Here is a 26,950-nt window from a genome sequence, read left to right on the forward strand (position 1 = left end):
GATAGCTGTCTACCGATCAGGCCTGTTGTTGATATGCCGCCAGGCCGGCTGGCCTGACGGACGATTCAGAGGGCGGGGCGGGCGGGATCAGCGGCGGCCTGCAGCCTGGCCAAGGCAGCCTGCAGCTCGGCAGAGGGCTTGGCCCATTGTTCGGGCGGCAGGGGTTTGGACCATTCGATGATGTCGGGGTGGTCGAGATCGGGGAGTGGGTAGAGTTTCTTGCGTTCCAGCAGGTCGGCCAGCAATGTGTTGAAAACGAACACGCCGAAAAATCCGTCCCACAGCAGGGTCATGAACCAGCCCTTGCGTTTGGCGGCATCGCGAAGATCATCAAGATAACTGGCCAGAATGCCTTTGGTTCGAGTGAACCTGCTGGTGTTGTCAGTGATGGCATCAGGGCCGACTTCCATGTAGGTGCGTACGCACTCCCACAGGGCCATGGCGGTTTCGCCGCCGCCGCAGTTAAAGCTCAATGTGACATCCGGGGTGTTATCGACTGCCTCTGGATCAGGATTTTCCAGGCTGATGATCAGCACGCCTTGAGTGATGCGTCCGCCCTGGCTTGTGCTCGAAACCTGGGAGGCAGTCGCAATGACACTCTCCCAGGGCACGATCCAGTACGCGCCGTTTTTGTGCAGATAACAGACTTCGCGACGTTGACGGTTGAAACGCATGGGAAGCGGGGCGGGGCGTGTGAGGATAAGAATCAGGAACAGAATGAACATGCCGACCATGACGGAGCCAAGCAATAACATTGGCCAAACCGCCAGGGGGGCGAAGTGATTAAGCGTGAATGTAAGTGCAAGGAAAAACGTTATTTGAAACCAGGCAAGAGCGACCGCCGAGCCAATGCTGTAATGACTGATATCCAGAAAGGTATCGTTTTTACGCCATATGATATTGAGGCAATCACTGGGTTTTTGTCCGGTGGGCAGAGGAAGGGGGGCCAGATAATCATCTTGAGAGAACATTGTTTTCTTGGAAGATCCTGCAGGAGGCCTACTCATTTTTTGACCTTCGGTTGCAGAAAACGTGAGCATTGCTGATCACCCAATCTGTGTTCGGTTGCCTGATTCAGGCTGGGTGCCTCGGTATCGCGTAGCGCAATCACGCCGCCATTGGCTGTAATCGTGAAAGCCAGGCCGTGTTCGCCGCCGATAAACTGGTTTATCTGCAACAGGGAGGTCAGAGGGGAGCTGTATTTCACGCGCAACGAGAGTGTTTGTGGCAGCGAAGCCAGCTTGACCGTCACTGGCTCGAATTTTCCGCTTAGACGCAGACCCTGACCCTCTTCTGGAGGAATCCATTCGCAGTGGCTGTTATTCAGCCAGTGAGCACCCATGTCGCGCATCCATCTAGGCGGTGTATGCAGCCCAGGCTGGCTACGACGCAGCCTCCAGGCTTCATGGTCGATCGGGTCGCCCATCAGGGAAACGTCCAGTCTTACGTTATTGGGGGTTGCGCCGGGTAAATCGATGCTCAGCGTTTCGATAGCGTGCTGATCCTGGAAGTAAAAGATCTTGTCTGAGTCGGGGTTTTCGATTTTTTTCGTGAAGCTGATTCGCGGCGAATAAAGGAGTGTCAGTAGCTGCTGCATTTCCTGCCGTTGTGATGCCAAAGCAATGGTTGAAAGATCGCGGGCTCTCTGTTTTGACCAGCAGCAATGGTACAAAAAAATGGGCAAGGGGTTTTTTTGAAAGAACCAGACCATTAAGTAAAGGCCGCCCAGGATGGCGATAACCCAACCCAGTCTGGCCATAACTGCAAGGTAGCCTGCAGTTGCAGCGCTGGCGGACATGACGCCTGTCAAGGCTGCCGAGGTATAGCCGAATCCCGCGATGGCCTGGATCGCATAGGCGATCATCTGTCCAATGACGATATGTTTTCGGGCTTTTAACCAGGGGTCTACCGAGTTATATGGACTTTCAAGTTGTTTTTGTAATGAGGCGAACTCAGTGGCTGCCGCCCCAAATGATAAAGAGCCGATGAGGCTGCCGAATAATGGCGCAAGAGGAACTTGTGTCTTACGTAATTCAAATTGCGATAATCCAGCCCCTTTCCGTACCCCACTGTCCACCACCGCCATCAGCGCCGCTGCCGTATACAAGACCGCAGAGATAACCTCGTAGAGACGCTGTTTGTCCGCCTGTTCTACAGCCGACACCTGACTTATATACCGACTGGCATTCCAGGTATTGAGCACCAGCACAAGCAGCGGGGTAAGGCCGCCGCTGTTCTGCACCGCCTTGCTGTTGAGGATATTGGCCGTATGCCCTTTGCTGATGGCCAGGGCGGTGCTTCTCGCCCATTGTTCCAGTTCGGCAACGCCTTTGCCAAAGGCCTGGAATACGCGGAAGTTCTGGTCGGTCGTCCACTTGAAGCCGATCTGCGCATTGGTCCTCACAAAAACCATCATCCCGATCCAGGGTTTGCTCAGTCGATCCACTTTGTCTCGAAGCAGTATCACCGCCGGACTGAGCCGGTTGACCATCGCTGTCCATTGACTGTCCCTGGTCATGACCTGCATATGGGCCAGCACTGGGCTGGCGGTCTCACCCAGTGCTCTGGACAGGCCAGCCCGGGTGTTGCTCATGTTCTCGTCGCTCAGCGCCGCCAATACTTCGCCCAAGCGGGTTTCGGTATTGAGCGCTGCTTCCAGGGTCGGACTCCAGGAGTAGAACAGTTGTCGCAAGGCGCCCTTGTCGGCACTGCGTACGTAGTCGGCATATTGCTCGGCGCCCTGGCTGTACAGGCATTGGGCGGTCAGGCAGCTTTTTGCCAGTTCGTCGAGCCAGAGACGATGTGCGGCATCGTCATAATTGACGAACCAGGTGCCGCTGTCATGGCGTGGTAGAAACAGGGCGCGGTCGGCATACAGCAGAGCATGGCGGGCTTCGACATGCTGGTAATGCGCCGGTGCCGTTTCGTCCAGCCAGGTGTTCATGGCCGGCAGGTCGATGTTTTCGTCGATCCTGCCGCTGAACTTGCCTTTTCGCTGGTTGTAGTCTTTCTGTTTTCGGTAGCGACGAACCTCGATGTCCACTGCGTCATGCAGTTCGCTATCGATAAAGTCCGCCATCGGTAACTGCAACTGCCTGATCTGCTCCCTGACATCGGCCAGCTGTTTCTTGCCCTCGGGTGTGAGCTGCACGATGTCGGCATGTGCCAGTCGAGCCTCTTCAAGGCGCAGGGGTTCGACCTCGGGATTGATTTGCAGAAGGATCTCGCCCTGTTCCGGTGTAAGCCCGAGGTTGCGCTCCATATACCTGTAGTTGATCAGGTTCGCCACCTCCGCCCCGTCTTCGGTCAACAGGCTGCGAATGAACCCGCCCACCGTCAGGCGGATCTGGTTGTCACCGATCCACTGCTGATGGCTGATTTCCAGATGATCCTGTTCGTGATCAATGTCGCGCAGCACGCCCAGGTCATCGTCCAGGCAGGCGAGTACCGCCCACAGCTCTTTTGCTTCCTGCCTCGCCGCTCGCAGCCAATGGTAGGTGGTNCGCTCGAAGCCTTGGCTTACCCGATCCACTGCTGATGGCTGATTTCCAGATGATCCTGTTCGTGATCGATGTCGCGCAGCACGCCCAGGTCATCGTCCAGGCAGGCGAGTACCGCCCACAGCTCTTTTGCTTCCTGCCTCGCCGCTCGCAGCCAATGGTAGGTGGTCAGGGCATTCCAGGGGTGGGCGCTCCACTGGCCGGGGGCAGGGCGGTCTTTGTCGGCGTCGGGATACCTGGCGAGGATGTCCTCGCGTGTGCTGATCCGGTTCATGGCAGCGGTGTAGGCCCTGGCGGTTTCAACCGTGTGGTGCTTGACCATCGTGTCGTACAGTTGTTCGGCCTTGCGGCGCTCGGCCTCGCCACGACGTTGATGTTCGCTGGCCGCCCCCCGGCTGAAGGTTTCCGGCATTAGTTCAGCGATGACTTTCTCGGCGTCTCGCAGCGGCGGGCAATGGGGGGCCTGCAAATGATTGGCGACCTGCGGCAGGTCGATCAGGCGCATGCGTCTTTGCCGGGTGGCCGGTTGGGCAAGTTCCGCGCAGCGTTGCAGGTCGAGGGGGTATTCGGTGTACATCAGCCAGGCCGGCTGGTGTTTGTTCAGGACCAGACCGGTCAGGGTGCCGCGCTGGATCAGCGTGTCATCGCCATCCAGAGGGTCCGGGTCCAGCCTGCCTTCCGGGCACACGCCAAAGCGTTGCAGCGGGCCGTTGCCCTGCCACAGGTAGAGGTAGCCGGCGCGTAACCGGCGGGTGGCCATGGCGTGGGATCTGGGGTCGACGCCCGGCTGGCAGGCCGGTTGGCTGGCGGCCTGTTCGGCCAGGGCGTAACGCACCGGCACCACGAAGATTGTGTCTTGCCTGGCTGGGCAGGCGGCCACCGGGCTGTCGATGTCTTCATGGGGCTGCTCCCTGGCCGCGCGCTCGGCATTGCACAGGTTGAGCAGGGCGGTTTCGCTTGGGTCGGTGCTCATGCAGTGTTCCAGGTCAAGAATGAAGACCTGGCAGGCTAGCCCTTGACCCGGCCTGAAAAAGCCGGGCATTTCTGCTGTGCTTGTAGGAATTGCGCGTGATAGGGCAACAGAAAAAATACTCGGAAAAAGAGGAACGCGTTTTCGAGGGGTCTTACGAATTGCCGATCCGGCTTTGCAAAGGACTGTCACCATGACCCCGGAACCGCATCATGCGCGCACCTTCGACACCGATCTGCCGGCCCGTCTGGACCGCCTGCCGTGGAGTCGCTTCCATACCCTGCTGGTGTTTGCCCTGGGGATTACCTGGCTGCTCGACGGCCTGGAGGTGACCCTGGCCGGGTCTGTGTCCGGGGCGCTCAAGGACAGCCCGGTGCTGCAGATGAGCAATGCCGATATCGGCCTGGCGGGCGCGGCCTATATTGCCGGGGCGGTGCTGGGCGCGTTGTTCTTCGGCTGGCTGACCGACCGCCTGGGGCGGCGCAAGCTGTTTTTCATCACCCTGTTCGTGTACATCGCCGCCACCGCCGCCACCGCGCTTTCCTGGAACCTGTGGAGCTTTCTGCTGTTTCGCTTTCTCACGGGCGCCGGCATCGGCGGCGAGTACACGGCCATCAACTCGACCATTCAGGAGTTCACCCCGGCGCGCTTTCGCGGCTGGGTCGACCTGACCATCAACGGCACCTTCTGGGTCGGGGCCGCCTTGGGCGCGGTGGGGTCGATCGTGTTGCTGGACCCGGACTTTGTCGGCAGTGAAACCGGCTGGCGCCTGTGCTTTGGCATCGGTGCGGCGCTGGGTCTGGTGATCATGCTGATGCGCCTGTGGATCCCGGAAAGCCCGCGCTGGCTGCTGATCCACAACCAGCCCGACGAAGCCCGGCGCATCGTCGAGGGCATCGAGCGCCACTACCTTGAGCGCGGCATCGCCTTGCCGCCGGTCGAGGGACCGCCGCTGCGCCTGCAGGCCCGCGACCATACGCCACTGCGTGAGGTGTTCACCAGCCTGTTCGTGGTCCATCGCCGGCGTGCGGTGGTCGGCATGAGCCTGCTGACCGCCCAGGCGTTTTTCTACAACGCGATTTTCTTCACTTACGCGTTGGTGCTGACCGACTTCTACAATGTGCCCTCGGCGCACATCGGCTGGTACGTGTTGCCGTTCGCGCTGGGCAATTTCTGTGGCCCGTTGTTGCTGGGGCGGCTGTTCGATGTGGTCGGGCGGCGGGTCATGATCAGTGCCACATACTTTATCTCCGGTGTGCTGCTGGCCATCAGCGGCTGGCTGTTCGCTCAAGGACTGCTGGATGTGATCGAGCAAACGCTGGCCTGGATGGTGATTTTCTTCTTTGCCTCGGCGGCGGCCAGTTCGGCCTACCTGACTGTGGCCGAAACGTTCCCGCTGGAAATCCGTGCCCTGGCCATCGCCGTGTTCTACGCCTTCGGCACCGGACTGGGCGGCATCGTCGGCCCGACCCTGTTTGGCCAGTTGATCGAAAGCGGCGAGCGCTTCAACGTATTCATCGGCTACCTGATCGGCGCGGCCCTGATGATCATGGCCGCGCTGGTGCAGGCGGTGTGGGGTGTGGCGGCCGAGCGCAAGTCGCTGGAGCAAGTGGCGCGGCCGCTGTCGCAGGTGCCGTAGAGGATCTGGAGAGTGGCGACGTCAACAAGGCCGCCGGCGCCGGCAAGCCGTTTCCCACTTGCCGCGCCGAGCGAGGTAACGCCAATCAATGACTCAGTTGCCGCGGTAAGTCGAGAAGCCATAGGGGCTGAGCAGCAGCGGAATATGGTAGTGGGGCACACTGCCGTCGGCTTCGAAAATCACCGGGACTTCGGGAAAGAAGGTGGCCGATTGATGTTTCTTGAACCAGTCACCTGTCTTGAACGTGACCCGATAGATGCCTTTTTCCAGCACCTTGTCTTGCGGATAAAGTGCAGGCACACGGCCCTGTTCGTTGGTCACGGCAGTGCTCAGCTTGCTCCAGTCCTGGCCGTCCTGTTTTTCGAGTGTCACGCTCACGCCAGGCGATGGCAGGCCGTCCTGTAAATTCAGCACATGCACGCTCAGAGGGTTGGTCGCGGCAAAGACCGCAGAAGACAGCAGGCTCAACACGGCGCCGGCAACGAGGGTTTTCAATACAGTCATGATGATCTCCTGATCAGTTGAGGGAAGTGGGTAAAACCTGGGCGATCGCCTTGAGCGCGCAGCCTTCATCGATCTGCCCCCCGCCGGCCCCGGCAACGCCGACGGCCCCGATGACCTGGTCGCCTGCCTTCAGCGGTACGCCACCGCCCAGCAGCAACAGTTCAGCGAGCGTATTGAGGTTTTCAGCTTCGGGGTTGCTGCGGGCACGCTCAGCCAGCAGGCCGGTCGCGGTCTTGGTCGAAAGTGCGGTAAAGGCCTTGCGTTGTGCCGCTACGGTGTTGTGTGGCCCGACATTGTCATCGCGTTGTACGGCGACCAGATTGCCGGCGCGGTCCACCACGGCTGCGACTGCGGTACGGCCATCGGCATGGCAGGCGGCCAATGTGGCGTCCAGTAGCTGGTTGGCCATGGCCAGGGTGACATCCGCACGTTGGGCCACTTTTGCCGTGTCGGCCCACGCGGTACTTGAACCGATCGCCAGGGCAAGGAGTGAGGTGGTGAAGCTTCTTGCGATGTGCATGGATCCTCCCGTTCAAAGCTCGGTCGAGCTGTTGGCGGCCATACTGCATAAGCGTTGCGCTCAGACAGATTGCGAGAGGATTACCAATTTGTAATGGGGCGACACTGTCTATAAGCCTAGACTACGCCCCTGTGCTGGAGGACGAGATGCGTATCCTGGTTGTCGAAGATGAAGCGAAGGCGGCGGATTATCTGCGTAAAGGGTTGAGTGAGTCCGGCTATCAAGTTGAAGTCGCCTTGAATGGGCTGGATGGTCAACATTGGGTGCAGGAGTGCGAATTTGACCTGATCATCCTGGATGTCATGTTGCCTGGGCTGGACGGCTGGCAACTGCTGCAGATCATCCGCCGCAAGTGGCAGACGCCGGTGCTGTTCCTGACGGCGCGCGATGCCATCGAAGACCGGGTCAAAGGGCTCGAGCTCGGGGCGGATGACTATCTGGTCAAGCCGTTCTCTTATGCGGAGTTGCTCGCGCGCGTGCGCACGCTGCTGCGTCGCGGTCCGCCCAGAGAAGTCGAGCAGTTTCAGGTTGCCGACCTGCATGTGGATTTGCTCAAGCGCAAGGTCACCCGCAGTGGCGAGCGCCTGACCCTGACCAACAAGGAGTTTGCGTTGCTGCATCTGTTGCTCTGCCGCGAAGGTGAGGTGCTGTCACGTACGCTGATCGCATCGCATGTCTGGCAGATGAATTTCGACAGTGATACCAACGTCGTGGACGTCGCCATTCGCCGTTTGCGGGCGAAGGTCGATGACCCTTATCCGCTCAAGCTGATTCACACCGTGCGCGGCATGGGCTACAGGCTGGATGCTCAACCATGAACCTGTGGCCACGCCGGCTCAGCCTGCGCCTGGCATTGATGTTCGCCCTGGTCAGCGTGCTGCTCCTGGGGGCTGCAGGGGTCTATCTGTATCACTCCCTGCAGCGCGAAATTGCCTGGCGCGACGACCAGGCGCTGCTGGGGCGCCTGCAGCACATGCAGGCCTTGATCGGCGACAGCCCGAGTATCGATGCGCTGCGCTCGCGCCCGCGGTTGTACGAAAACATGCTGGGCAACCGCGATAACATGCTCTGGATCATCGACAGCAGCGGGCAGATGCTGATCGAAATAAACCCGCTGGCGCTGCCATTGCCAAGCCTGCCGGCATCGTCCGTGCCCAGTCTGGCAGACAGCCCCGATAATCCCGCGTTGCGTTTTGCCTGGGTCAGTCTTTCCAGTGCTGATCGTCGTCTGACCCTGATTGCCGGCAAGGACCTCACTGAACGCGAGCAGATGCTCAGCGCCTATCGCTGGAAAGTCTTGATGGCGGTGACAATCGGGACCTTGTTGGCGTTTCTGTTCGGCTGGCTGGTCAGCCAGCGCGGGCTCAAGCCTGTGCGTCAACTGGCAACACGCGCCGCCACCATTGATGTGCAGCACCTGCATGTGCGTCTGCAGCCGTCCGGGCAACTCAGCGAGCTGAGCGCTTTGAGCCATGCCCTCAATCAAATGCTTGGCCGTCTGGAGCAGGGGTTCGCCCAGCTTTCACGCTTCTGCGAAGACCTTGCGCACGAAATGCGTACGCCCCTGAGCAACTTGATGGGGCAGACCCAACAGGCGCTGGGGCGCACGCGCTCGACTGAGGACTACCAGAATCTGCTGGTGTCCAATCAGGAAGAGTACGAGCGCCTGGCTCGAATGATCGACAGCATGTTGTTTCTTGCACGCACCGAGCAGCCCAATGCGTCGATCAGGCGCGAATCTGTCGATCTGCAGGCACTGGCCGGCCAGCTCTGCGAATATTTCGAAGGCATGGGCGAGGAGCGCGGCATTGCACTGATCAACAGGGCCCGCGGCACGCTGAACGCTGACGCGCAGTTGCTGCGCCGGGCGCTGGCGAATCTGCTGGCCAATGCGCTGCGTTACGCCGCCCCTGACACGTCGGTGACGATCAGCACCCTGAGCACCGGGGGCAGGCTGGAAATCAGCGTGCACAACCAGGGTGACGAGATTGCAGGCGAACACCTGCCGCACTTGTTCGAGCGGTTTTATCGGTGTGACCCTTCCCGCAATCAGCCCGATGACTCCGGTGGGCTGGGACTGGCCATCGTTCGCTCGATCATGCAGGCCCATGGTGGAACGGTCAGTGTGACCAGCGACCCTTCAGGCACGGTCTTTACGCTGGTTTTTCCGGACTGAAGACGTTGCCGCTGTCTGTCCGTCATCGTCGGCAAGCGGGCGCCGACAAGCGGGTGCCGACAAGCGGGCACCGACAAGCCGCCTCCCACGGGGTGCGGCTGCGTTCAGGTGGTCAACGTGCTGGTACCAGCCCGCCAGGAGGCCCGATCAGGTTACCGCCCCCTGAGCGGTTCTTTCCTGGTTTGTATTCGCACGCCGGGTAGTTGGAGCAGGCCTTGAAGTCGCCATAACGCCCGGTGCGGGTGACGATTGCGCCTTGCCCGCAGGCCGGGCAGGAAATGTCATCAATGACCTGGCCCTCGATGTCGGTGATCGTCAAGACCTGGTCCCTGACCAGTTCCTGGACGAACACCGAGCGCATGCCCTGCACGGTGAACAGCGTCACGCTGCGCCGGGCGCGGGTCAGGGCCACGTAGAACAGCCGGCGTTCCTCGCCCTGCGGGAAGTCGTCGGCGCCGGGCATGGCCATGCTCAGCACCGGGTCCTCGCTGCGGGTGTTGGGAAAGCTCAGGCGGCGGGCGTGGCTGATCATGGCCGGCAGGATCACATAGTCGGCTTCGCTGCCCTTGGACCGGTGGATGGTCATGAACGACAACTCGATGCGCTGGCCGTAGCGGGCCTGCCAGTGCTCGGGCATGTACACCTGATCAGCGTTATAGCGGCCCAGGATCACCACCGAAGCCTTGTCATTGGCCGCACCAAGGTCCTGATACAGCCGTTGCAGGAACCCATTGATGGCGTCTCTCAGTTCCTCGCGGTGTTTGACTTGCAACCCTTGCAGCACCGGGCCGTGCGCGGGCGTCTCCGAGCGTACCTGCTTGTCGAGCTGCGCCGGGTTCTTGCTGACAAAACCGCTGGAAACATCACACAGCGCCTGCGGGCAACGAAAGGTGCGCTCCAGCTTCAGCACCTGGCCGTGGCCGAACCACTCGGCAAAGCCGGTCATCACCGAGACGTCGGCGCCGGCAAAGCGGTTGATCGACTGCCAGTCATCGCCCACGGCAAACAGATGCCGCCCCGGCTGTTGCACCAGGGCACGGCACAGTCGGGCGCGGGCACGGGAGGCGTCCTGGAATTCATCAGCCAGCACCAGGGTAAAGCCTGCGTCGTAGCGCTCCTGCTCCAGGTGCTCGGCGGCCAGGTTGAGCATGTCTTCGAAATCGATGCTGTGTTCGGCCGCCAGCGCCTGGTCCCAGGCCTGCAAGACCGGCTCGACCAGTTGCAGGAACAAGCGATAGCGCAGCTTGAAAAAAACGCCCGGCAGTGCGTCCAGCCGCTCGGCCATTGCCTGGGCATCAAGCCCGTTGCTCTTGGCATGACTGATGAACGTGCGCAGCAGCACCACCAGTTCGGTGCTTTGCAGCGGCGGTTGGCCGTTGGCCGGGGTGGGGCGTTCAGGGTCCGGCTTGAGCTTGATGCCGCGCTGGGTCAGGGCCAGGCTCAGGTCCGCCATCCAGTCCTGGTTGCGCAACTGCCAGGAAGTGGTTTCGATCAGGTCGGTGCCTTGCTCCTGATGCAACTGGCGCTTCCAGATCACGCCCTCCAGATAACCGTCGAAATGCGGCGGCGGCTGGCCATTGGCATCCAGCGCCAGGTGTTCGTGATACAGATCGATCGCCGGGTAATAGAAATCAGGCTTGTACTGGCGATGGTCGGCGCTGGCGGTATCGATCACATAGTTGCGTTCGTACTCATATTCAACACCGTTATAGAACAGCCAGTTGGCGATCATGCACTCTTCCTGGCTGCGCACCCGCTCGCCGTTCTGGGTGGTGATCAGGCCCTGGCCACTGGCATTCCAGGCATCGGCCGGGGCGTCATCGCCGAAGTTGGCCAGGTGCCGGCCAAACACCAGGCGGAACATGTCCCATTTGACCCGAAACAGCAGTGAATCAGACTTGAGCTGCTCGATCAGTCCGGTCAGTTTGCGCAGACCGCTTTGCGCGTCCACAGCCCAAGTCGGGATGTCCGGTTTGCGTCCGGTCGCCTGGCCGATGATGTGCAGGCCCAAGGCATGAAAGGTCGAGGCTTCGACCTGGGTATCGTCCATCCCCAAGCGTTTGAATGACTGTGCTGCGCGCATTTTCAATTCATCGGCGGCCTGCTTGTTGAAGGCCAGCAGCACGATCTGCCCAGGCAGCATCAAGCCACGATCAATGGCATAGGCCGCCTTGGCGATCATGGTCGAGGTCTTGCCGGAGCCGGCGGCGGCCACCACCTGGACCCGGTTGTCGAAGCAGATCACGGCACGCGCCTGTTCTTCGGTCAGCGGCTTTTTCTCGACGTGATCGAACAGGTGCTTGCAGGCTGCCAGTTCCTGGCGGGTATGTTGTTCGTTCAACGCGTGCCAGGTGGCCGGCCAGTCGGCTTGCCAGGCGTTCAGGTCCTGCTCGACGGTCTCGACAAGGCCATTGACGGCCCAGTGATCCTGGACGGATGACGTTCTGAACAGCGCCCACAACGTGTCGTCCGGTAACGGCAGCAGCGGTCGACTGTCCAGCAGGGTCTGCTGGTGTTCCTGAGTGATCCAGCGCCGTTCGCCGGCCGCACTGGCCAGTTGTTGGGAAACGACGGTCAACCAGTGCTTGATCTGTACATAGGCTTGATTGAAACGCTCGACGGTCTGGCGCTCGCGTTGTTTGACCACCACTTCATCAATCGCCGCCTGCAATGACCTGGCCTGGGCATTGGGTAATCCGTTCAGGGTAATTCCCGGCAGGATTACTTCACTCCAAAGCAGCCCCTTATTGATCAGCGGCGGCAAGCGTTCATCAATGACAATCGCGTAGCGTTGTTCATTGACGATCAAATCGAGTTGTTCTTCGATCAGTGTTAATTGCCAGGGCGAAGAACGAGTTATGCGCCGACCCCAAAGGGACGGGGACCATGAATGCGTCATCCGGAAATTATGCCTTGGGGGTTGAGGTGTGGGGGGCGACTGGGGTGTCTGGTACGGGGAGGGCAGAGCAGAAAGAGCCAGGAATCGGATAATGGCTTTCGGGCTTGCGGTAAGACGCAAGGATACTACCCAATAATGGCCTATTGATAAAGCGGCGGACTATTATCAATAGCTACACAGGGCGCCTGACAAAAGGCTAAAGGGCGGGCACACGATCATCGTGATGATTCGTTTATAAGAGACGGTGCCCTCACAGCCAAAACAGCCGTGCCCCTGAATAAACAGTATCAGACGACTGTTTATTCAGGGTGTGTTGATCAATAAGAGTGGAGCCGGTTGCGCGGGTAGGGCTTGGCAGGCGGTGGACGCTTTCTCAACGCTGCGGATAATCGGCCACCACCACCCGTGCGCCTGCGCCATCGACGCCGATCACCTGATAGGCGTCCTGGCGCTCGCCGTGCTCCATGCCCGGCGAGCCGACCGGCATGCCCGGCACGGCGATGCCGATCAGTTCCGGGCGCTTGTTCAGGTCGAGGATCGGCTGCACTGGCACATGGCCTTCGACGAATTGTCCGTTGATCACGCCGGTGTGGCACGAGCCCATGCCCGCCGGCACCCCCAGGCGCTGCTTGACCGCCGCCATGTCGGTCTCGACATGGTCGTTGACGGTAAAGCCATTGCTTTCCAGGTAGCTGATCCATTTGCTGCAGCAACCACAGTTCGCGTCGCGGTGCACATCGATGACCGGGGCGGCCAGGGTCTGGCTCATCCAGCCGGCGGCCAGTGCCAGCAGTACAGGACGCAGGGGCTTATTGAGGTTCGAGAATCGCATAGGTCTTGCTCGTTCGTTGGAGGGGTGACAGGCGGGCGCCGTCGTGGGGGAAGATCAGGCGGAAGGTGGTCAGGCCATCGGGTTCGCTTTCAACCGCGACCTGGCCGTCGTGCACGGTCATGATCGAGCGCACGATGGCCAGGCCCAGGCCGGTGCCGCCCTCGTGCCGGGCGCGGCTGGTGTGTACGCGGTAGAACCGGTCGAACAGCCGTGGCAGGTGCTCGCCGGCGATGCCAGGTCCCGGATTGCTCAGCGCCAGCACCGCGTGGCCGGCCTGCTGCATCAGGTCCAGCGTCACGCGGCTGCCGGGCGGAGCGTGGCGGATGGCGTTGGACAGCAGGTTGGAGATGGCCCGCTGGATCATCAGCCGGTCACCGCGGGTGCAGGCATTGCCGCTCACGGACAAAGCGATGGTCTTGTCTTCGGCTTGCAGGTCGAACAGCTCGACCACCCTGTCGGCTTCTTCGCGCAGGTTGACCGGCTCGCTGGCCAGGGGCGTCGAGGGCTGGTTGACGCTGGCCAGAAACAGCATCTGCGCGACCATGCGCGACAGCCGTTCCAGTTCTTCGGTGCACGACTCCAGCGCCTGTTTGTACTCGCCGGCCGGGCGTTCCCGGGACAGCGTCACCTGGGCCTTGCCCATCAGGTTGTTCATCGGCGAACGCAGCTCATGGGCCAGGTCGTCACTGAATTGCGCCAACTGGCGGACATCATCGTCCAGGCGTTGCAGCATGATGTTGATGGCCTGGGCCAGCTGTTGCAGCTCATCGGGCAGGCCGCTGACGACCATGCGCTGCGACAGGTCGCGCGCCGAGACTTTGCCGGCCACCTTGCCAAAGGCCTTGAGCGGGCGCAGTGCCCGCTGCACCGCCCACCAGGCACCGCCACCGACCAGCAGCAGAATCAGCGGCACCGCCAGCAGCGAGGACTGTACATAGGCCAACAGCAGCGTGGTGTCGTCCTGCCGGTCCATGGCCAGCACCGCCAGCACCTGTTGGCCGCTGGGCAGCGCTATCCGTGTGGACGTCACCAGCAGCTCATGGCCCTGGGCGGCATTGATACGCTCGAATTCGCGTTCCTGGCCGGTAAGGCTCAGGGTGGGCAGCGGCGTGTTTTCGTTCTGGCCGATGACCAGCAGGCGCGTGTGCGGGGGACTGGCATCGAGCAGGGTCAGGGTGAAGTTGTCATGGCCGACGATCTGATCGCGCAGGCTGTGCGAGTTGAACTGGCTGTCGGTGACCGACCAGGTGCTTTCGCTCAGGCTGTGGCGCACCTGCCTGAGCTTGTCGCTCAGCGCGTTTTCGGCGCGCTGGTCGAGCTGGCGCGAGATGGTCACACACGACAGCGTGGTCATGCCCAGCACCAGCAGGGCGCACAGTGCGCTGACCGTCAGGCCCAGGCGCGTTGAAAGGCGCACGGTGACCGGAAGCGACCCGCGCGGGGCACTCATGGGCGTGCTTCCAGCACATAGCCGACGCCGCGCAGGGTGTGGATCAGCTTGCACTCGAACGGATCGTCGATCTTGGCCCGCAGGCGGCGGATCGAGACCTCGACCACGTTGGTGTCGCAATCGAAGTTCATGTCCCAGACCTGGGAAATGATGCGCGTGCGTGACAGCACCTCGCCGCTGTGACGCATCAGCAGGTGCAGCAGGGCAAATTCCTTGGTGGTCAGGTCGATGCGCCGGCCGGCGCGAAAGGCCCGGTGCCGACCGTGATCCAGCTCCAGGTCGGCAATGCTCAGCACTTCGGGCGTGCCCGGTTGCTCGCTGCGCCGCAGCAGCGTGCGCACCCGGGCCAGCAGCTCGGGAAACTCGAACGGCTTGACCAGGTAATCGTCGGCGCCCATGTCCAGGCCCTTGACCCGCTCTTCGAGCCGCCCGCGTGCGGTGACCATCATCACCCGCGTCGGACGCGCCTTGCGCAGCGCCGCCAGCACTTCCCAGCCCTCCATCAGCGGCAGGTTCACATCCAGGATGACCAGTTCGTAATCCTGCGTGCAGGCCATGTGCAGGCCATCGATGCCGGTGCTGGCGATGTCCACCACATAGCCGCTTTCGGTCAGGCCCTGATGCATGTATTCGGCCGTCTTGGGCTCGTCGTCGACAACAAGAATGCGCATAGAAAGATCCAGGTTCAGGGAGTATCGCCGCCAGCAAGCGTCTCAGGCGCTGTACCGGGCGCGATTGTGAAGTCTGGAGTGGCTATAAGGTCAAGCGCTGGACGGGATCTTTATCGGGTACTCACCAGAGTTTGAAGGTGTAGTCCACGTTTACGCGGGTTTCATTGTCGTTACGAAACGTTGCAGCGCCGCTCAGGTCACTGCGATAGAACGCATGACGCACCCGAAATGCCAGCCCCTTGGCAACACCGGCTTGCACCACGTACGACAGCTCAAGGTCCTTGGACGATTCCGCCAGGCTGTTGCCGCCCAGCCTGGGCAGGTCGATATGGTGCCCGCGCAGATAACGCAGCATGCCCTTGAGGCCGGGCGCGCCGACGGCTGCAAAATCATAGTCGTAGCGTGCCACCCAGGTGCGTTCTCCGGGGTTGACGAAATCGGCGCTCAATGTGCCGTCGCTGAGCACTGCCGGTTCGCCACCGCCCAGGTAGGGCATGGCGGTGTCTCCGCTCAGGTGCATGTAGCCCAGCCCCAGCGTCTGCGCGCCCAGTTGATAGCTGAGCATGAGCCCGGCATTGAGGTTATCGACAGGGCCCGCCTCGGCCCGACCGTTCTCGCGGCTGTCGAACAGGCGCAGGTCGCTCTTCAGACGGCCCGGCCCCAAGGGCCAGGTGTGCAACGCCCCGACGAAATCCTGGGTGTAGATGTCCTGCAAGCGGGCATGGTAATAGCGCAGGGTCAGGGCATCGGTGGCTCGGTAGTCACCGCCGATGAAGTCGAACCGCTCAGACAACGCACCGGCCCTGAAGCGGCCGTTGGGCGAGGCCACCGCCATCGATTGTTCATCGGTCGAGTCACGCAGGTTGACCCGGTCCATGCGTCCGGCGTGCAGGGTCAGGCGCTCAATGGCATCGCTGGTGACCTGGGTGCCACGAAACGATTGCGGCAATAGCCGTGCCGGGCTGGCCGTGATCACCGGCAGGTTCGGGAACTGGGTGCCGTAGCTGAATCGGGTCTGGTCGAGGCGGGCCTTGAAGGTCGCCCCCAGTTCCGAGTATTCATCCCGGGCCTGGCGGGTCTGCGGGTCGAAGGGCAGCAACTGGGTGCCGGTGTGCTGCGCCGATGAGTCGAGCCGCAGGCCCAACAGGCCGGTCAGGTCGAGGCCAAAACCGGCCCGGCCTTCGGTGAACCCCGATTGCGCCTTGAAGATGAAACCCTGTGCCCATTCGCGTGCGGCCGGGTAGGGGGTGTCACCCTTGAAGTCGCGGTCCAGGTAGTAGTTGCGTGCCGTCACGCTGACACTGGACTCGTCCAGAAAGCCTGCCACGGCGCTGTACGACGCGCAGGCGGCAGCCACGCCCAGCCCATACAGGCTGGCGATTCGATAGCGAGAGATCATTGCATGTGCCCTTCTTATGGGGGTTGTCGGCTGCCGTTTACAGGTTGGTCGCGCTGCGCAGGGGCTGGGCCGGTTGGGCCTTGAGCAGGCTGACGATAAGTGCGGCGAGCACAAAGGCCAGGCCGAACAGCCCATACAGGTCGGCCGGTTGCCAGTGCGCATCGATCAGTTGGCCGGCCACCAGCGGTGAAGCAATCGCACCCGCCCGGCCGATGCCAATTCCCCAGCCCAGGCCGGTGACCCGCTGGCCGGCGGCGTAGATCGTCGGGGTCAAGGCGTAGAGGCCGGCGACGCAGCCATTGACGAAAATGCCGATCAGCACCACCAGCGCGAAGGTCACGGCCAGGTTGTCGGTGAACCTGACAAACCCGGCCACCAGCACCGCATTGATCAGCAGGTAGGCCATCAACACCCGTGACAGGCGAAAGCGCGCTGCCAGCAGGCCGACCAGGGCGGTGCCGAAGATGCCGCCCACGTTGAGCAATACGCCGCCGGTGATGCCTTGCTGGTTGGACAGCCCGGCCGCCACCAGCAGGCGCGGGGTCCAGCTCATGACGAAGTAGAAACCGAACATCACCAGAAAAAAGGCCGCCCAGATCAGCAGCGTCGAGCGCAGCAAGGGCGCCGAGAACAACCGGGCAAAGGTGGTGCGCAAGGACGGGCTGGCGCTGTGGGTGATAGTCGGCAGGTATTCGATGCCGGCCAGCTTCACCGCGCGCAACAGGCGATTGACTCGCGCCAGCGCCCCGGTCGGCTGGCGCGACAGCAGGAAGGCCAACGATTCGGGCAACCACAGCCATAGCACTGGCAAGGTCGCCAGCGTGACCAGTCCGCCGTACAGGAACACCGAGCGCCAGCCCAGCGCCGGGATCATCTGCGTGGCGATCAGCCCGCCAAGGGTCGCGCCCAGCGCATACGCGGTGCTTTGCAGGCTGATGGCCAGGCCGCGCCAGCGCTTGTTGGCGTACTCGCCGGCAATCACATAACTGCTGGCCAGGATGCCGCCGATGCCCAGCCCGGTCAGCAGCCGCCAGGCGCCCAGCACCAGCGGCGAGCCGGCCTGTGACGAGGCGACCATGCCGGCACCGGCCACGCCCACGCACAACAGGATCAAAGGGCGGCGACCGAAGCGGTCGGCCCACGGCGCGATAAACAGCGAGCCGATGGCCATGCCCACCAGGCCGGCGCTGAGCAAGTAGCCCAGGCGGGTGCCGGACAGGCTCCATTCGGCCGACACGGAGGCGGCGGTAAACGCCATGACCAGCACGTCAAAACCATCGAGCATATTGATCAGGAAGCAGAGCGCGACCACGCCCCATTGAAACCTGACCATGGGTTTTTCATCCATCTGCAGTCCGATCGATGCGGGCATGGCGTCAGGCTCCGTTCAGGGTGTGCAGGGCAACAGGCAAATGGCGGGCGGCCGAAGCCAGCCCACGGCGAATGGGGCAAATGAGGAACATGGCGATACCTTTTTGTTGTTGTGGTCAGTGGCGCATGCAGGGCGGCTCGGAATGAGCCTGTTTCAGCGGTCTACACCGGGCTCACGAGGCCAGGCGCAACCGTTCGATGATCCGTCGTGCGCGGTTGGCGCCGGCGTCGACGTGAATGTCGATCATGGGGCGTGTACCGAAGCGGCACATGTTGCGGTACTGGGCCTCGATGATCTGTTTGTCTTCGTCGAAGGTCAGGATGGTCTGCTCGATGACCTTGGCCTTGACCGCCTCGGCATCGTGTTCAGGGTTGGTGGCCATGGTCCAGAAGTAATGGCTGGTGGTGTCGGTCTCGGGCGTGACGCCATGAAAGCCGCGCATGTGAAAGCCGCCACGCTGCGGGTCATTGAGATCGTCGCTGCCAGCATCGACCGCGCCGGTCCAGATGCGCAGGTGACTGACGTGAAACTCGATTTCCTGCCAGCGATCGATCTTGTCCTTGAACGGATAGGCGGCGCTGTAGGTCGGTGGCGGCACCGAGTCCGGCATATGGCGCACCACGCGCACGACGTGGTCGTCACCTTCGACACGCATGTGCGCATTCATGTGGATGCCGGCATTGCCGCCGATGGTGCGCAGGTGCACATAGCCCAGGTGGCTGAGGTCCATCAGGTTGTCGTGGATCAGTTGATAAGGCGCGTCGTAGTGGTACACACTGCCGTCGAACAGGTATTTGCCGCTGCTGTGCACGTCATAGACCGGTGGCTCGCACAACGGCTCGGGATGCGCGGCGCTGCCAAACCAGATCCAGACGATCTGATCCTGTTCGCGCACCGGATACGCCGACACCCGCGCCTTGCCGGGAATCTTGTCCTGCCCCGGGATCTCGATGCAGCGGCCGCCTTCGTCGAACAGCAGACCGTGATAGCCACAGCGCAGGCCGCCAGCTTCAAGCGTGCCGTTGGACAACGGCAGGGCGCGATGACAGCAGCGGTCCTCCAGTGCCGCGACCTGGCCGTCGGCGGTGCGAAACAGCACCACGGGGGTGTTCAGCAAGGTACGGCCCAGCGGTTTGTCCTGCAGCTCCCAGGCCAGGGCCGCGACGTACCATTGGTCCAGGGCAAAGCGTGGCGTGGCCGGTGCGGCGGCGTCATGGGCGAGCGCTTGAGCGGTGGATGAAGTCATGAGGGTCTCCAGGGGCACGGTTGTTGTTTTGAGGGGGCGATCAAAGGTCCAGTACCAGGCGCGTGGAGTGCGCCCGTGAACAGCAGGGCAGAAAGCAGTCATTGGCGGCCTGCTCGGCGGGGGTCAGAAACTGATCCCGATGATCCGGAATGCCTGCCAGTACGCGGGTCAGGCAGGTGCCGCAGACGCCTTGCTCGCAAGAGGAGTCGATCATGACGCCGGCTTCATCGAGCACCTCGAACACCGTCCGCTCGGGCGGTACGCACAGCACCCGGCCGCTGCTGGCCAGCTCGATTTCGAACGCGGTATTGGTCGCAGGATCGGCCGCCGTGGCGGCGAAGAATTCGCGGTGCACCTGCGCTTCGGGCCAGCCGGCTGCGCGGGCGGTGTCGAGGATGTGCTGCATGAAGCCGCCCGGGCCACACACATACAGGTGGCTGCCGGCCGTCGGTGTACCCAGCAGGGCCGGCGCGTCGAGCTTTTGCAGGAGGGCACCGCTGTCATCGTGCAGACAGACATGACGGGCGAAGGCGCACTGTTCGAGCATCGGTACGAAGGCGGCGCGGTCACGGCTGCGAAAGCAGTAATGCAGCTCGAAGTCGGCGCCCCGGTGATGCAGTTCATGTGCCATCGCCAGCATCGGTGTGATGCCGATGCCACCCCCAAGCAGCAGGTGGCGCGTGCCGGTGGGCGCCAGGGCGAACAGGTTGCGTGGCGTGCCGAGGGTCAGCGTCTGGCCGACATGCAGCGTATCGTGCAGGGCGTTCGAGCCGCCGCGCGAGGCCGGGTCGCGCAGCACGCCGATCAGGTAGCGATGCCGCTCGCGCGGGTCGTTGCACAGCGAGTATTGCCGGGTCAGCCCCGGCGCGATGTGCACATCGACATGCGCACCGGCCTCGAAGGCCGGCAGCGGCCCGCCATCGATGGCCCGCAGTTCGAAACTGCAGATGCCCAAGGCTTCGACGGTCTTGCCCGTAACATGGACTTCAAGCATGACGTGCCCCTCCATACTCAAATGGCTGTTGAAAAAACAGGTTGAAAAACGCATCGGGTCCGGTCAGCGCAGGCTGGCCGGACCGGTCACTTGAGGTGCCGGGGCGGGGAGAGGGTGTGGCGGTCGGACGGACTCATGGCAGGCACCTGATCATTATTGTTGTGAGGTTGGGTATGCTGATGAGGCAGATCCTCTATCCAATTGGTTGCGGTGTCAACTAATTTTCGTGTGCTACTGACCCAAGGTATTTTCGCCATGTCCTCCGACGCCCAGCTCGACCTTGCCCGCTATGTGCCAGGCCTGCTTACTTTCCTCACCAACAAGCTCGGCACCGGTGCCTCGCAGTGCTACCGCAAGCATTTCGGCATCGGTGTGGTGGAGTGGCGGATGCTGTCCATGCTGGCGGTCGAGAGCGACATCACCGCCAACCGTATCTGCCAGGTCGTCGGCCTGGACAAGAGCGCAGCCAGTCGTTCGTTGCAGACACTGGAAGCCGCCGGGCATATTCGCAGCCAGGTCGACCCCAGGGATGCCCGGCGCTACACCATCAGCCTGACCGACAGTGGCCAGGCGCTGCATGACCGGGTGATCAAGGTGGCGCTGGAGCGCGAGCGGCGTCTGCTCGGCGATTTGTCGCCGCAAGAGGTGGACACCCTGATCGATCTGCTGGGGCGTTTGCAGCGTCAGGTGGGCCATGTGAATGACTACGATCCGGCGGTGTAACCGCATATAACGAAATTGTAATGTTCAGGCAATCCTGCCGATAACGGCAGTTCCCTACAGTCCCTCGCACTCAATATTCGGCCCGCTCAGGGCCTGGCCAGTGTGTGACGGGGAGCTGTAAACGTGCCTGCAGATCAAGACCTTTTCCTGAAAACCGGCTGCCGCAGGCGTCTGGTCCGGTTTGGCGTGCTGTGTGTGATGCTCGTGTCCGCCGGCTACCTGCAAGCCGCCGACCTGACGCTGGCGCAGGCCATTGACGGCGCCTTTGCGCGCAATCCCGAGCTGGCTGCCGTGCGCCAGGACCTTGGCATCGCCGACGGCGAGCGCCAGCAGGCCGGGCTGATGCCCAACCCCGAGTTGTCGTGGGAAGTCGAAGACACCCGCCGCGCCACCCGCACCACCACGGTGATGCTCAGCCAGGCACTGGAGCTGGGCGGCAAGCGCGGGGCCCGTATCGATGTCGCCGAGCGCGGCCAGGACACTGCCCGGCTTGAGCTGGAGCGTCGCACCCATGAGCTGCGCGCAACGGTGACTCAGGCATTTTATGCGGCTGCACGCGCGCAGACCGCCGTCGAACTGGCCGAGCAGTCGCGCCGCCTGGCCGAGCGTGGCCTGCACGTCGCAGATGGCCGGGTACGTGCCGGGCAGGTCTCGCCCATCGAGGCCACCCGCGCCCAGGTGCAACTGGCCGAAACCGAACTGCAACTGCGCAAGGCCCGCACCCAACTGGCCGACAGCCAGCGGCAACTGGCCCGGGTGACCGGTACGCTGGAACATGAAGGGCAACGCCTGGGCTTTGCTGATCTCGCGCCGCCCTCGGCGCCGGCGGCCGCACGCTTGCTGGCCGTGCTTGAGCAGGTGCCGGCCATGCGTCTGGCCGAGGCGCAGATCCGGCAGCGCGAGGCCTCGCTGGGCTCCGAGCGGGCCCAGCGCATCCCCAACCTCACCGTCAGCCTCGGCAGCCAGTACAGCCGCGAAGAGCGCGAACGCATCAATGTGGTCGGCCTGTCGGTGCCGCTGCCGCTGTTCGACCGCAACCAGGGCAATGTGCTGGCCGCCTCGCGCCGCGCCGACCAGGCCCGCGACCTGCGCAATGCCGTAGAGCTTGACCTGCGCACCCAGACCCGTTCGGCGCTGGACCAGTGGAACAACGCCGCCAGTGAAGCGGCGTCCTTTACCGGCGTGATCCTCCCGGCCGCGCAACAGGCCGTAGACACCGCCACACGCGGTTTCGAGGTCGGCAAGTTCGGTTTCATCGACGTGCTGGACGCCCAGCGCACCCTGATCGATGCCCGCAGCCGCTACCTGGACGCGCTGGCCTCGGCCACTGAAGCCCAGGTGGCCATCGAGCGCATCTACGGCGATTTCGGTCGCGTCGCCACTCATCCCTGACCCTCGATTTTCGGCCGTGGAGCCAGCCATTGCTGGCCGGCCATGACCTGGAGCTTCCATGAACAACACACGCAGCCTTGCCCTTGCCGTGGCGCTGGCCGGCCTTGTCGGCCTGGGCAGTCTGAGCCTGAACGCCGAAGAGTCCCATGACGATCATGATCACGATCATCCGCAGCCGGCCGCGCCCGTGACCCCGGCCAAGGCGCCGGCCACGCCCAAGGACGACGACCATGAGCATGACCAGGCCGGTCATGAAGAGAAAAGCCATGGCGATGAGAAAACCGCCAAGGCCGATGACGGCCATGCTCATGAAGAACAGGGGCATGAAGAAGAGGGCCACGAAGCAGGCCAGCTGGCGTTGTCGACTGAGCAGATCACCAGCGCCGGCATCGAACTGGCCGTCGCCACGGCTCGGCCGATGGGCGTGGCTGTGAGTTTTCCCGGCGAGATCCGCTTCGATGAAGACCGCACCGCGCACCTGGTGCCCCGGGTCGGTGGCGTGGTGGAGCGCGTGCTGGTCGAGCTGGGGCAACCGGTCAGAAAAGGCCAGGTCCTGGCCATGATCGCCAGCCCGCAGATCGCCGATCAACGCAGCGAGCTGAGCGCCGCCCAGCGCCGGCTGGAAACCGCCCGCAGCACCCTGCAGCGCGAAAAGACCCTGTGGCAGGACAAGATCTCGGCCGAGCAGGATTACCAGTTGGCCCGACAGGCCTTTGAAGAGGCGCAGATCAACGTCACCAATGCCCGGCAGAAGCTGGCGGTGATCGGCGCCGGGCTCAACCCGGCCGGCGGCAACCGCTATGAGCTGGTGGCGCCGTTCGACGCCATGATCGTCGAAAAGCACCTGACCCAGGGCGAAGTGGTCAGCGAGGCCAGCAATGCCTTCACCTTGTCAGACCTGACCCGGGTCTGGGCCACCTTCGGCGTCACCGCCAAGGACCTGGACAAGGTGCAGGTGGGGCGCTCGGTCACGGTGACCGCGCCTGACCTCAATGCCCGGGTCGAAGGGCGGGTGGGTTATGTCGGCAGCCTGTTGGGCGAGCAGAGCCGCGCCGCGCCGGTGCGGGTGACCCTGGCCAACCCGCAGGGCGCCTGGCGCCCGGGGTTGCTGGTGAATATCGACGTGACCGTGGCCCAGGCCCAGGCCGCCGTCACCGTGCCGGAGGCGGCACTGCAGACGGTGGAAAACCGGCCCTCGGTGTTCGTGCGCAACGCCGAGGGCTTCCTGTTGCAACCGGTCAGGACCGGCCGTCAGACCGGCGGGCATGTAGAGATTCTTGAAGGCTTGCAGCCCGGTAGCCAGGTCGCAGCCGCTGGCAGTTTCGTCCTCAAATCCGAGCTGGGCAAAGGTTCGGCCGAGCACTCCCATTGATCCGCTGCCCACGAGTACGCCTGCATGTTTGAACGCCTGATTCAATTCGCCATCGAGCAGCGCATCGTCGTGATGCTCGCGGTCCTGCTCATGGCCGGGCTGGGGATCGCCAGTTATCAGAAACTGCCCATTGACGCCGTGCCGGACATCACCAATGTCCAGGTGCAGATCAATACTGCCGCACCTGGTTTTTCGCCGCTGGAAACCGAGCAACGCATCACCTTTGCCATCGAGACCGCGATGGCCGGGCTGCCCGGTCTGCAACAGACCCGCTCGCTGTCGCGCTCCGGGTTGTCGCAGGTCACGGTGATCTTCAAGGAGGGCACCGACCTGTTCGCCGCCCGCCAGTGGGTCAGCGAACGCTTGCAGAACGCCCGCCAGCAATTGCCGGCCGGGGTCGATGCGGTCATGGGCCCGGTGTCCACCGGCCTGGGCGAAATTTTCCTGTGGACGGTCGAGGCCCGTGACGAGGCGCGCAAGCCCGATGGCACGCCTTACACGCCCACCGACCTGCGGGTGATCCAGGACTGGGTCATCAAGCCGCAGCTGCGCAACGTGCCCGGTGTGGCCGAGATCAATACCATCGGCGGCTTTGCCCGGCAGTTCCAGATCGCCCCCGACCCACGCAAGCTGGCGGCCTACAAGCTGACCCTCAATGACCTGCTCACGGCTCTTGAGCGCAACAACGCCAACGTCGGCGCCGGCTACATCGAACGCAGCGGCGAGCAGTTGCTGATTCGCGCGCCCGGCCAGTTGGGCAGCCTGCAAGACATCGCCAATGTGGTCCTGACCCATGTGCAGGGCACCTCGGTGCGGGTCAGCGACGTGGCCGAGGTCATGATCGGCAAGGAGTTGCGTTCGGGCGCGGCCACCGAAAACGGTCGCGAAGTGGTGCTGGGCACGGTGTTCATGCTGATTGGCGAAAACAGCCGCAGCGTTTCGCAGGCCGTGGCCGCCCGCCTGGCCGAGATCAACCGCACCCTGCCCGAGGGCGTCAGCGCCGTCACCGTCTACGACCGCACCCATCTGGTGGAAAAGGCCATCGCCACGGTGAAGAAAAACCTCATCGAAGGCGCGATCCTGGTCATCGCCATCCTGTTTCTGTTCCTGGGCAATATCCGTGCGGCGCTGATTACCGCGATGGTCATTCCGCTGGCCATGCTGTTTACCTTCACCGGCATGTTCGCCAACCGCGTCAGTGCCAACCTGATGAGCCTGGGCGCGCTGGACTTCGGCATTATCGTCGATGGTGCGGTGGTGATCGTCGAAAACGCCATACGCCGCCTGGCGCATGCGCAGCACAAGCATGGCCGGCTGCTGACCCGCTCGGAGCGCTTCCACGAGGTGTTCGCTGCCGCCAGGGAAGCCCGCCGGCCGCTGATCTTCGGCCAGTTGATCATCATGGTGGTGTACCTGCCGATCTTTGCCCTGACCGGGGTCGAGGGCAAGATGTTCCACCCCATGGCCTTTACCGTGGTCATCGCCTTGCTGGGCGCGATGATCCTGTCGGTGACCTTTGTGCCGGCGGCGATTGCGCTGTTCGTGACCGGCAAGGTCAAGGAAGAAGAGGGCCTGGTGATGCGCAAGGCCCGCCAGGGCTATGCCCCGGTGCTGGACTGGGTGCTGGCACATCGCAGCATCGCCTTTGCGTTGGCCGTTGTGCTGGTGGTGCTGTCGGGCTTGACCGCCAGCCGCATGGGCAGCGAGTTCATTCCCAGCCTGAGCGAAGGCGACTTCGCCTTGCAGGCCCTGCGCGTGCCGGGCACCAGCCTGAGCCAGTCGGTGGACATGCAGCAGCGTCTTGAAAAGGCGATCATGGCGAAAATGCCTGAGGTCGAGCGCGTGTTTGCCCGCACCGGCACCGCTGAAATTGCCGCTGACCCGATGCCGCCGAACATTTCCGACGCCTATGTGATGCTCAAGCCGCACAGCGAGTGGCCGGACCCGGGCAAGTCCCGCGAGACGCTGATTGCCGAGCTGCAACAGGCCGCGGCCAGCGTGCCGGGCAGCAACTACGAGTTGTCACAACCCATTCAGTTGCGCTTCAACGAGCTGATTTCCGGGGTGCGCAGTGACGTGGCGGTCAAGGTCTATGGCGACGACATGGACGTGCTCAACCAGACCGCCGCCACCATCGCCAGCACTTTGCAGACGGTGCCCGGTGCCTCGGAAGTCAAGGTCGAGCAGACCACCGGCCTGCCGGTGCTGACCATCAATATCGACCGCGACAAGGCAGCGCGTCATGGCCTGAATATCGGTGACGTGCAGGATGCCCTGGCGATTGCCGTGGGCGGCCGTGAGGCCGGCACGCTGTATGAAGGCGACCGGCGCTTCGACATGATGGTGCGCCTGCCCGAAACGCTGCGCACCGACCCGCAGGCGCTGGCCAGCCTGCTGATCCCGGTGCCCGGCAGTGCGGGGCAGCAGATCGGCTTTATCACCCTGAGCCAGGTTGCCAGCCTCGACCTGGCGCTGGGCCCCAACCAGATCAGCCGTGAAAACGGCAAGCGCGTGGTGGTGGTCAGTGCCAACGTGCGGGGCCGTGACCTGGGCTCGTTCGTCGAGGAGGCCGGGCTGACCCTGCAGGAAAAAGTGCGCATTCCGACCGGTTACTGGACAGCGTGGGGTGGGCAGTTCGAGCAACTGCAATCGGCGGCCCAGCGCTTGCAGGTCGTGGTGCCCATTGCCTTGCTGCTGGTGCTGACCTTGCTGTTCATGATGTTCAACAACCTCAAGGATGGCTTGCTGGTGTTCACCGGTATCCCGTTTGCCCTGACCGGCGGGGTGCTGGCGCTGTGGCTGCGTGATATTCCGCTGTCGATTTCGGCCGGCGTGGGTTTTATCGCCCTGTCGGGTGTGGCGGTGCTCAATGGCCTGGTGATGATCGCCTTTATCCGTGCCCTGCGCGAAGAGGGACGCTCGTTGCAGAACGCGGTCCATGAAGGTGCCTTGACCCGCCTGCGTCCGGTGTTGATGACCGCGCTGGTGGCCTCGCTGGGCTTCATTCCCATGGCCCTGGCCACCGGCACCGGCGCCGAGGTGCAGCGTCCGCTGGCAACGGTGGTGATCGGCGGCATCCTGTCCTCGACCATGCTCACGCTGCTGGTGTTGCCGGCGTTATATCAATGGGCGCATCGGCGCGACCCTGATTGATTCCCTAAGGTAAAGAACCCGCGCCATGTCGCGGGTTTTTTCATGCAGCGGTGTGCACAAGGCCACATGACGAAATGGTCATGTTCACGCCATGCTCCGGCAAGCGACCGGTGGTTAATCTGGCTTCATCTTTTGAAG

The 26,950-nt window shown here is 62.8% G+C and carries 20 protein-coding genes; 7 read left to right on the forward strand and 13 right to left on the reverse strand.

Annotated features, from left to right (window positions below):
* Positions 1-65: 65 nt before the first annotated feature.
* From ASF84_RS08485 to ASF84_RS08495, 3 genes are all read right to left on the reverse strand, one after another.
* On the reverse strand, positions 66-1,007 hold the full coding sequence (locus ASF84_RS08485) for a DUF6708 domain-containing protein (RefSeq protein WP_056837186.1): 942 nt from the start codon (positions 1,005-1,007) through the stop codon (positions 66-68).
* Positions 1,004-3,502: hypothetical protein (locus ASF84_RS29655; protein ID WP_236709394.1), on the reverse strand; the 2,499-nt coding region annotated here is incomplete at its 5' end. The genes ASF84_RS08485 and ASF84_RS29655, both read right to left, overlap by 4 nt.
* Before the next feature lie 17 nt (positions 3,503-3,519).
* Positions 3,520-4,473 carry a toxin VasX gene (locus ASF84_RS08495; protein WP_056837188.1) on the reverse strand — a complete coding sequence of 318 codons (954 nt, stop codon included), beginning with the start codon at positions 4,471-4,473 and terminating at the stop codon, positions 3,520-3,522.
* Between the two features lie 190 nt (positions 4,474-4,663).
* On the opposite strand from ASF84_RS08495, the gene ASF84_RS08500 reads away from it, so the two are divergent.
* The gene (locus tag ASF84_RS08500) at positions 4,664-6,109 is read left to right on the forward strand and encodes an MFS transporter (protein WP_056837190.1); all 1,446 of its coding nucleotides are present in this window, start codon (positions 4,664-4,666) and stop codon (positions 6,107-6,109) included.
* 93 nt (positions 6,110-6,202) lie between these two features.
* Here the strand turns inward: ASF84_RS08500 and uraH are convergent, their stop codons facing one another.
* Positions 6,203-6,613, reverse strand: a complete 411-nt coding sequence (gene uraH, locus ASF84_RS08505; RefSeq protein ID WP_056837192.1) for a hydroxyisourate hydrolase — start codon at positions 6,611-6,613, stop codon at positions 6,203-6,205.
* Positions 6,614-6,626: 13 nt separating this feature from the next.
* A complete protein-coding gene (locus ASF84_RS08510) occupies positions 6,627-7,133 on the reverse strand; it encodes a GlcG/HbpS family heme-binding protein (protein ID WP_056837194.1) in 507 nt (168 codons plus the stop codon).
* Positions 7,134-7,279: 146 nt separating this feature from the next.
* Between ASF84_RS08510 and ASF84_RS08515 the strand changes: the two genes are divergently transcribed.
* Together ASF84_RS08515 and ASF84_RS08520 are read left to right on the forward strand one after the other, a co-directional pair.
* A complete protein-coding gene (locus tag ASF84_RS08515; RefSeq protein ID WP_056837196.1) occupies positions 7,280-7,951 on the forward strand; it encodes a heavy metal response regulator transcription factor in 672 nt (223 codons plus the stop codon).
* Positions 7,948-9,309: a heavy metal sensor histidine kinase gene (locus ASF84_RS08520; RefSeq protein WP_056837198.1), complete on the forward strand. Its 1,362-nt coding sequence runs from the start codon at positions 7,948-7,950 to the stop codon at positions 9,307-9,309. Before ASF84_RS08515 ends, ASF84_RS08520 begins: the two co-directional genes overlap by 4 nt.
* Positions 9,310-9,421: 112 nt before the next feature.
* On the opposite strand, the gene ASF84_RS08525 is transcribed toward ASF84_RS08520, so the two are convergent.
* The 8 genes from ASF84_RS08525 to ASF84_RS08560 form a co-directional block, all read right to left on the reverse strand.
* Positions 9,422-12,118: a UvrD-helicase domain-containing protein gene (locus ASF84_RS08525; RefSeq protein WP_330219666.1), complete on the reverse strand. Its 2,697-nt coding sequence runs from the start codon at positions 12,116-12,118 to the stop codon at positions 9,422-9,424.
* A 463-nt stretch (positions 12,119-12,581) separates the two neighbouring features.
* A complete protein-coding gene (locus ASF84_RS08530) occupies positions 12,582-12,977 on the reverse strand; it encodes a DUF411 domain-containing protein (protein ID WP_056837963.1) in 396 nt (131 codons plus the stop codon).
* A gap of 40 nt (positions 12,978-13,017) precedes the next feature.
* Complete coding sequence (locus tag ASF84_RS08535; RefSeq protein ID WP_082481454.1) at positions 13,018-14,490, reverse strand: heavy metal sensor histidine kinase; 1,473 nt, start codon at positions 14,488-14,490, stop codon at positions 13,018-13,020.
* Entirely contained in the window at positions 14,487-15,161 is a 675-nt protein-coding gene (locus tag ASF84_RS08540; protein WP_056837202.1) for a heavy metal response regulator transcription factor, read from the reverse strand. The genes ASF84_RS08535 and ASF84_RS08540 overlap by 4 nt, the downstream gene beginning before the upstream one ends.
* 121 nt (positions 15,162-15,282) lie before the next feature.
* Positions 15,283-16,560: an OprD family outer membrane porin gene (locus tag ASF84_RS08545; protein WP_082481456.1), complete on the reverse strand. Its 1,278-nt coding sequence runs from the start codon at positions 16,558-16,560 to the stop codon at positions 15,283-15,285.
* Positions 16,561-16,597: 37 nt separating this feature from the next.
* Positions 16,598-17,932, reverse strand: a complete 1,335-nt coding sequence (locus tag ASF84_RS08550) for an MFS transporter (RefSeq protein WP_056837204.1) — start codon at positions 17,930-17,932, stop codon at positions 16,598-16,600.
* 172 nt (positions 17,933-18,104) lie between these two features.
* On the reverse strand, positions 18,105-19,178 hold the full coding sequence (locus ASF84_RS08555; RefSeq protein ID WP_056837206.1) for an aromatic ring-hydroxylating dioxygenase subunit alpha: 1,074 nt from the start codon (positions 19,176-19,178) through the stop codon (positions 18,105-18,107).
* 40 nt (positions 19,179-19,218) lie between these two features.
* Positions 19,219-20,172, reverse strand: a complete 954-nt coding sequence (locus ASF84_RS08560) for a PDR/VanB family oxidoreductase (protein ID WP_056837208.1) — start codon at positions 20,170-20,172, stop codon at positions 19,219-19,221.
* A gap of 255 nt (positions 20,173-20,427) precedes the next feature.
* Between ASF84_RS08560 and ASF84_RS08565 the strand changes: the two genes are divergently transcribed.
* The 4 genes from ASF84_RS08565 to ASF84_RS08580 all read left to right on the forward strand — a co-directional run bounded on the left by ASF84_RS08565 (position 20,428) and on the right by ASF84_RS08580 (position 26,812).
* On the forward strand, positions 20,428-20,895 hold the full coding sequence (locus ASF84_RS08565) for a MarR family winged helix-turn-helix transcriptional regulator (RefSeq protein WP_056837210.1): 468 nt from the start codon (positions 20,428-20,430) through the stop codon (positions 20,893-20,895).
* Positions 20,896-21,093: 198 nt separating this feature from the next.
* Positions 21,094-22,287, forward strand: a complete 1,194-nt coding sequence (locus ASF84_RS08570; protein WP_056837212.1) for a TolC family protein — start codon at positions 21,094-21,096, stop codon at positions 22,285-22,287.
* 58 nt (positions 22,288-22,345) lie between these two features.
* The gene (locus ASF84_RS08575; protein WP_056837214.1) at positions 22,346-23,659 is read left to right on the forward strand and encodes an efflux RND transporter periplasmic adaptor subunit; all 1,314 of its coding nucleotides are present in this window, start codon (positions 22,346-22,348) and stop codon (positions 23,657-23,659) included.
* Positions 23,660-23,683: 24 nt separating this feature from the next.
* A complete protein-coding gene (locus tag ASF84_RS08580; protein WP_056837216.1) occupies positions 23,684-26,812 on the forward strand; it encodes a CusA/CzcA family heavy metal efflux RND transporter in 3,129 nt (1,042 codons plus the stop codon).
* Positions 26,813-26,950: the final 138 nt, after the last annotated feature.

This window comes from Pseudomonas sp. Leaf127 (genome assembly GCF_001423155.1).
Taxonomy (GTDB): Bacteria; Pseudomonadota; Gammaproteobacteria; order Pseudomonadales; family Pseudomonadaceae; genus Aquipseudomonas; species Aquipseudomonas ovata.

Bases quoted from the DNA above. Each gene is read 5' to 3' on its own strand.
- ASF84_RS08545 (WP_082481456.1), bottom strand. From the start codon at position 16,560: ATGATCTCTCGCTATCGAATCGCCAGCCTGTATGGGCTGGGCGTGGCT.
- ASF84_RS08540 (WP_056837202.1), bottom strand. From the start codon at position 15,161: ATGCGCATTCTTGTTGTCGACGACGAGCCCAAGACGGCCGAATACATG.
- ASF84_RS08565 (WP_056837210.1), top strand. From the start codon at position 20,428: ATGTCCTCCGACGCCCAGCTCGACCTTGCCCGCTATGTGCCAGGCCTG.
- ASF84_RS08530 (WP_056837963.1), bottom strand. From the start codon at position 12,977: ATGAGCCAGACCCTGGCCGCCCCGGTCATCGATGTGCACCGCGACGCG.
- ASF84_RS08580 (WP_056837216.1), top strand. From the start codon at position 23,684: ATGTTTGAACGCCTGATTCAATTCGCCATCGAGCAGCGCATCGTCGTG.
- ASF84_RS08575 (WP_056837214.1), top strand. From the start codon at position 22,346: ATGAACAACACACGCAGCCTTGCCCTTGCCGTGGCGCTGGCCGGCCTT.
- ASF84_RS08550 (WP_056837204.1), bottom strand. From the start codon at position 17,932: ATGCCCGCATCGATCGGACTGCAGATGGATGAAAAACCCATGGTCAGG.
- ASF84_RS08510 (WP_056837194.1), bottom strand. From the start codon at position 7,133: ATGCACATCGCAAGAAGCTTCACCACCTCACTCCTTGCCCTGGCGATC.
- ASF84_RS08515 (WP_056837196.1), top strand. From the start codon at position 7,280: ATGCGTATCCTGGTTGTCGAAGATGAAGCGAAGGCGGCGGATTATCTG.
- ASF84_RS08520 (WP_056837198.1), top strand. From the start codon at position 7,948: ATGAACCTGTGGCCACGCCGGCTCAGCCTGCGCCTGGCATTGATGTTC.
- ASF84_RS08560 (WP_056837208.1), bottom strand. From the start codon at position 20,172: ATGCTTGAAGTCCATGTTACGGGCAAGACCGTCGAAGCCTTGGGCATC.
- ASF84_RS08485 (WP_056837186.1), bottom strand. From the start codon at position 1,007: ATGAGTAGGCCTCCTGCAGGATCTTCCAAGAAAACAATGTTCTCTCAA.
- ASF84_RS08555 (WP_056837206.1), bottom strand. From the start codon at position 19,178: ATGACTTCATCCACCGCTCAAGCGCTCGCCCATGACGCCGCCGCACCG.
- ASF84_RS08495 (WP_056837188.1), bottom strand. From the start codon at position 4,473: ATGAGCACCGACCCAAGCGAAACCGCCCTGCTCAACCTGTGCAATGCC.
- ASF84_RS08535 (WP_082481454.1), bottom strand. From the start codon at position 14,490: ATGAGTGCCCCGCGCGGGTCGCTTCCGGTCACCGTGCGCCTTTCAACG.
- ASF84_RS08570 (WP_056837212.1), top strand. From the start codon at position 21,094: ATGCTCGTGTCCGCCGGCTACCTGCAAGCCGCCGACCTGACGCTGGCG.
- ASF84_RS08500 (WP_056837190.1), top strand. From the start codon at position 4,664: ATGACCCCGGAACCGCATCATGCGCGCACCTTCGACACCGATCTGCCG.
- uraH (WP_056837192.1), bottom strand. From the start codon at position 6,613: ATGACTGTATTGAAAACCCTCGTTGCCGGCGCCGTGTTGAGCCTGCTG.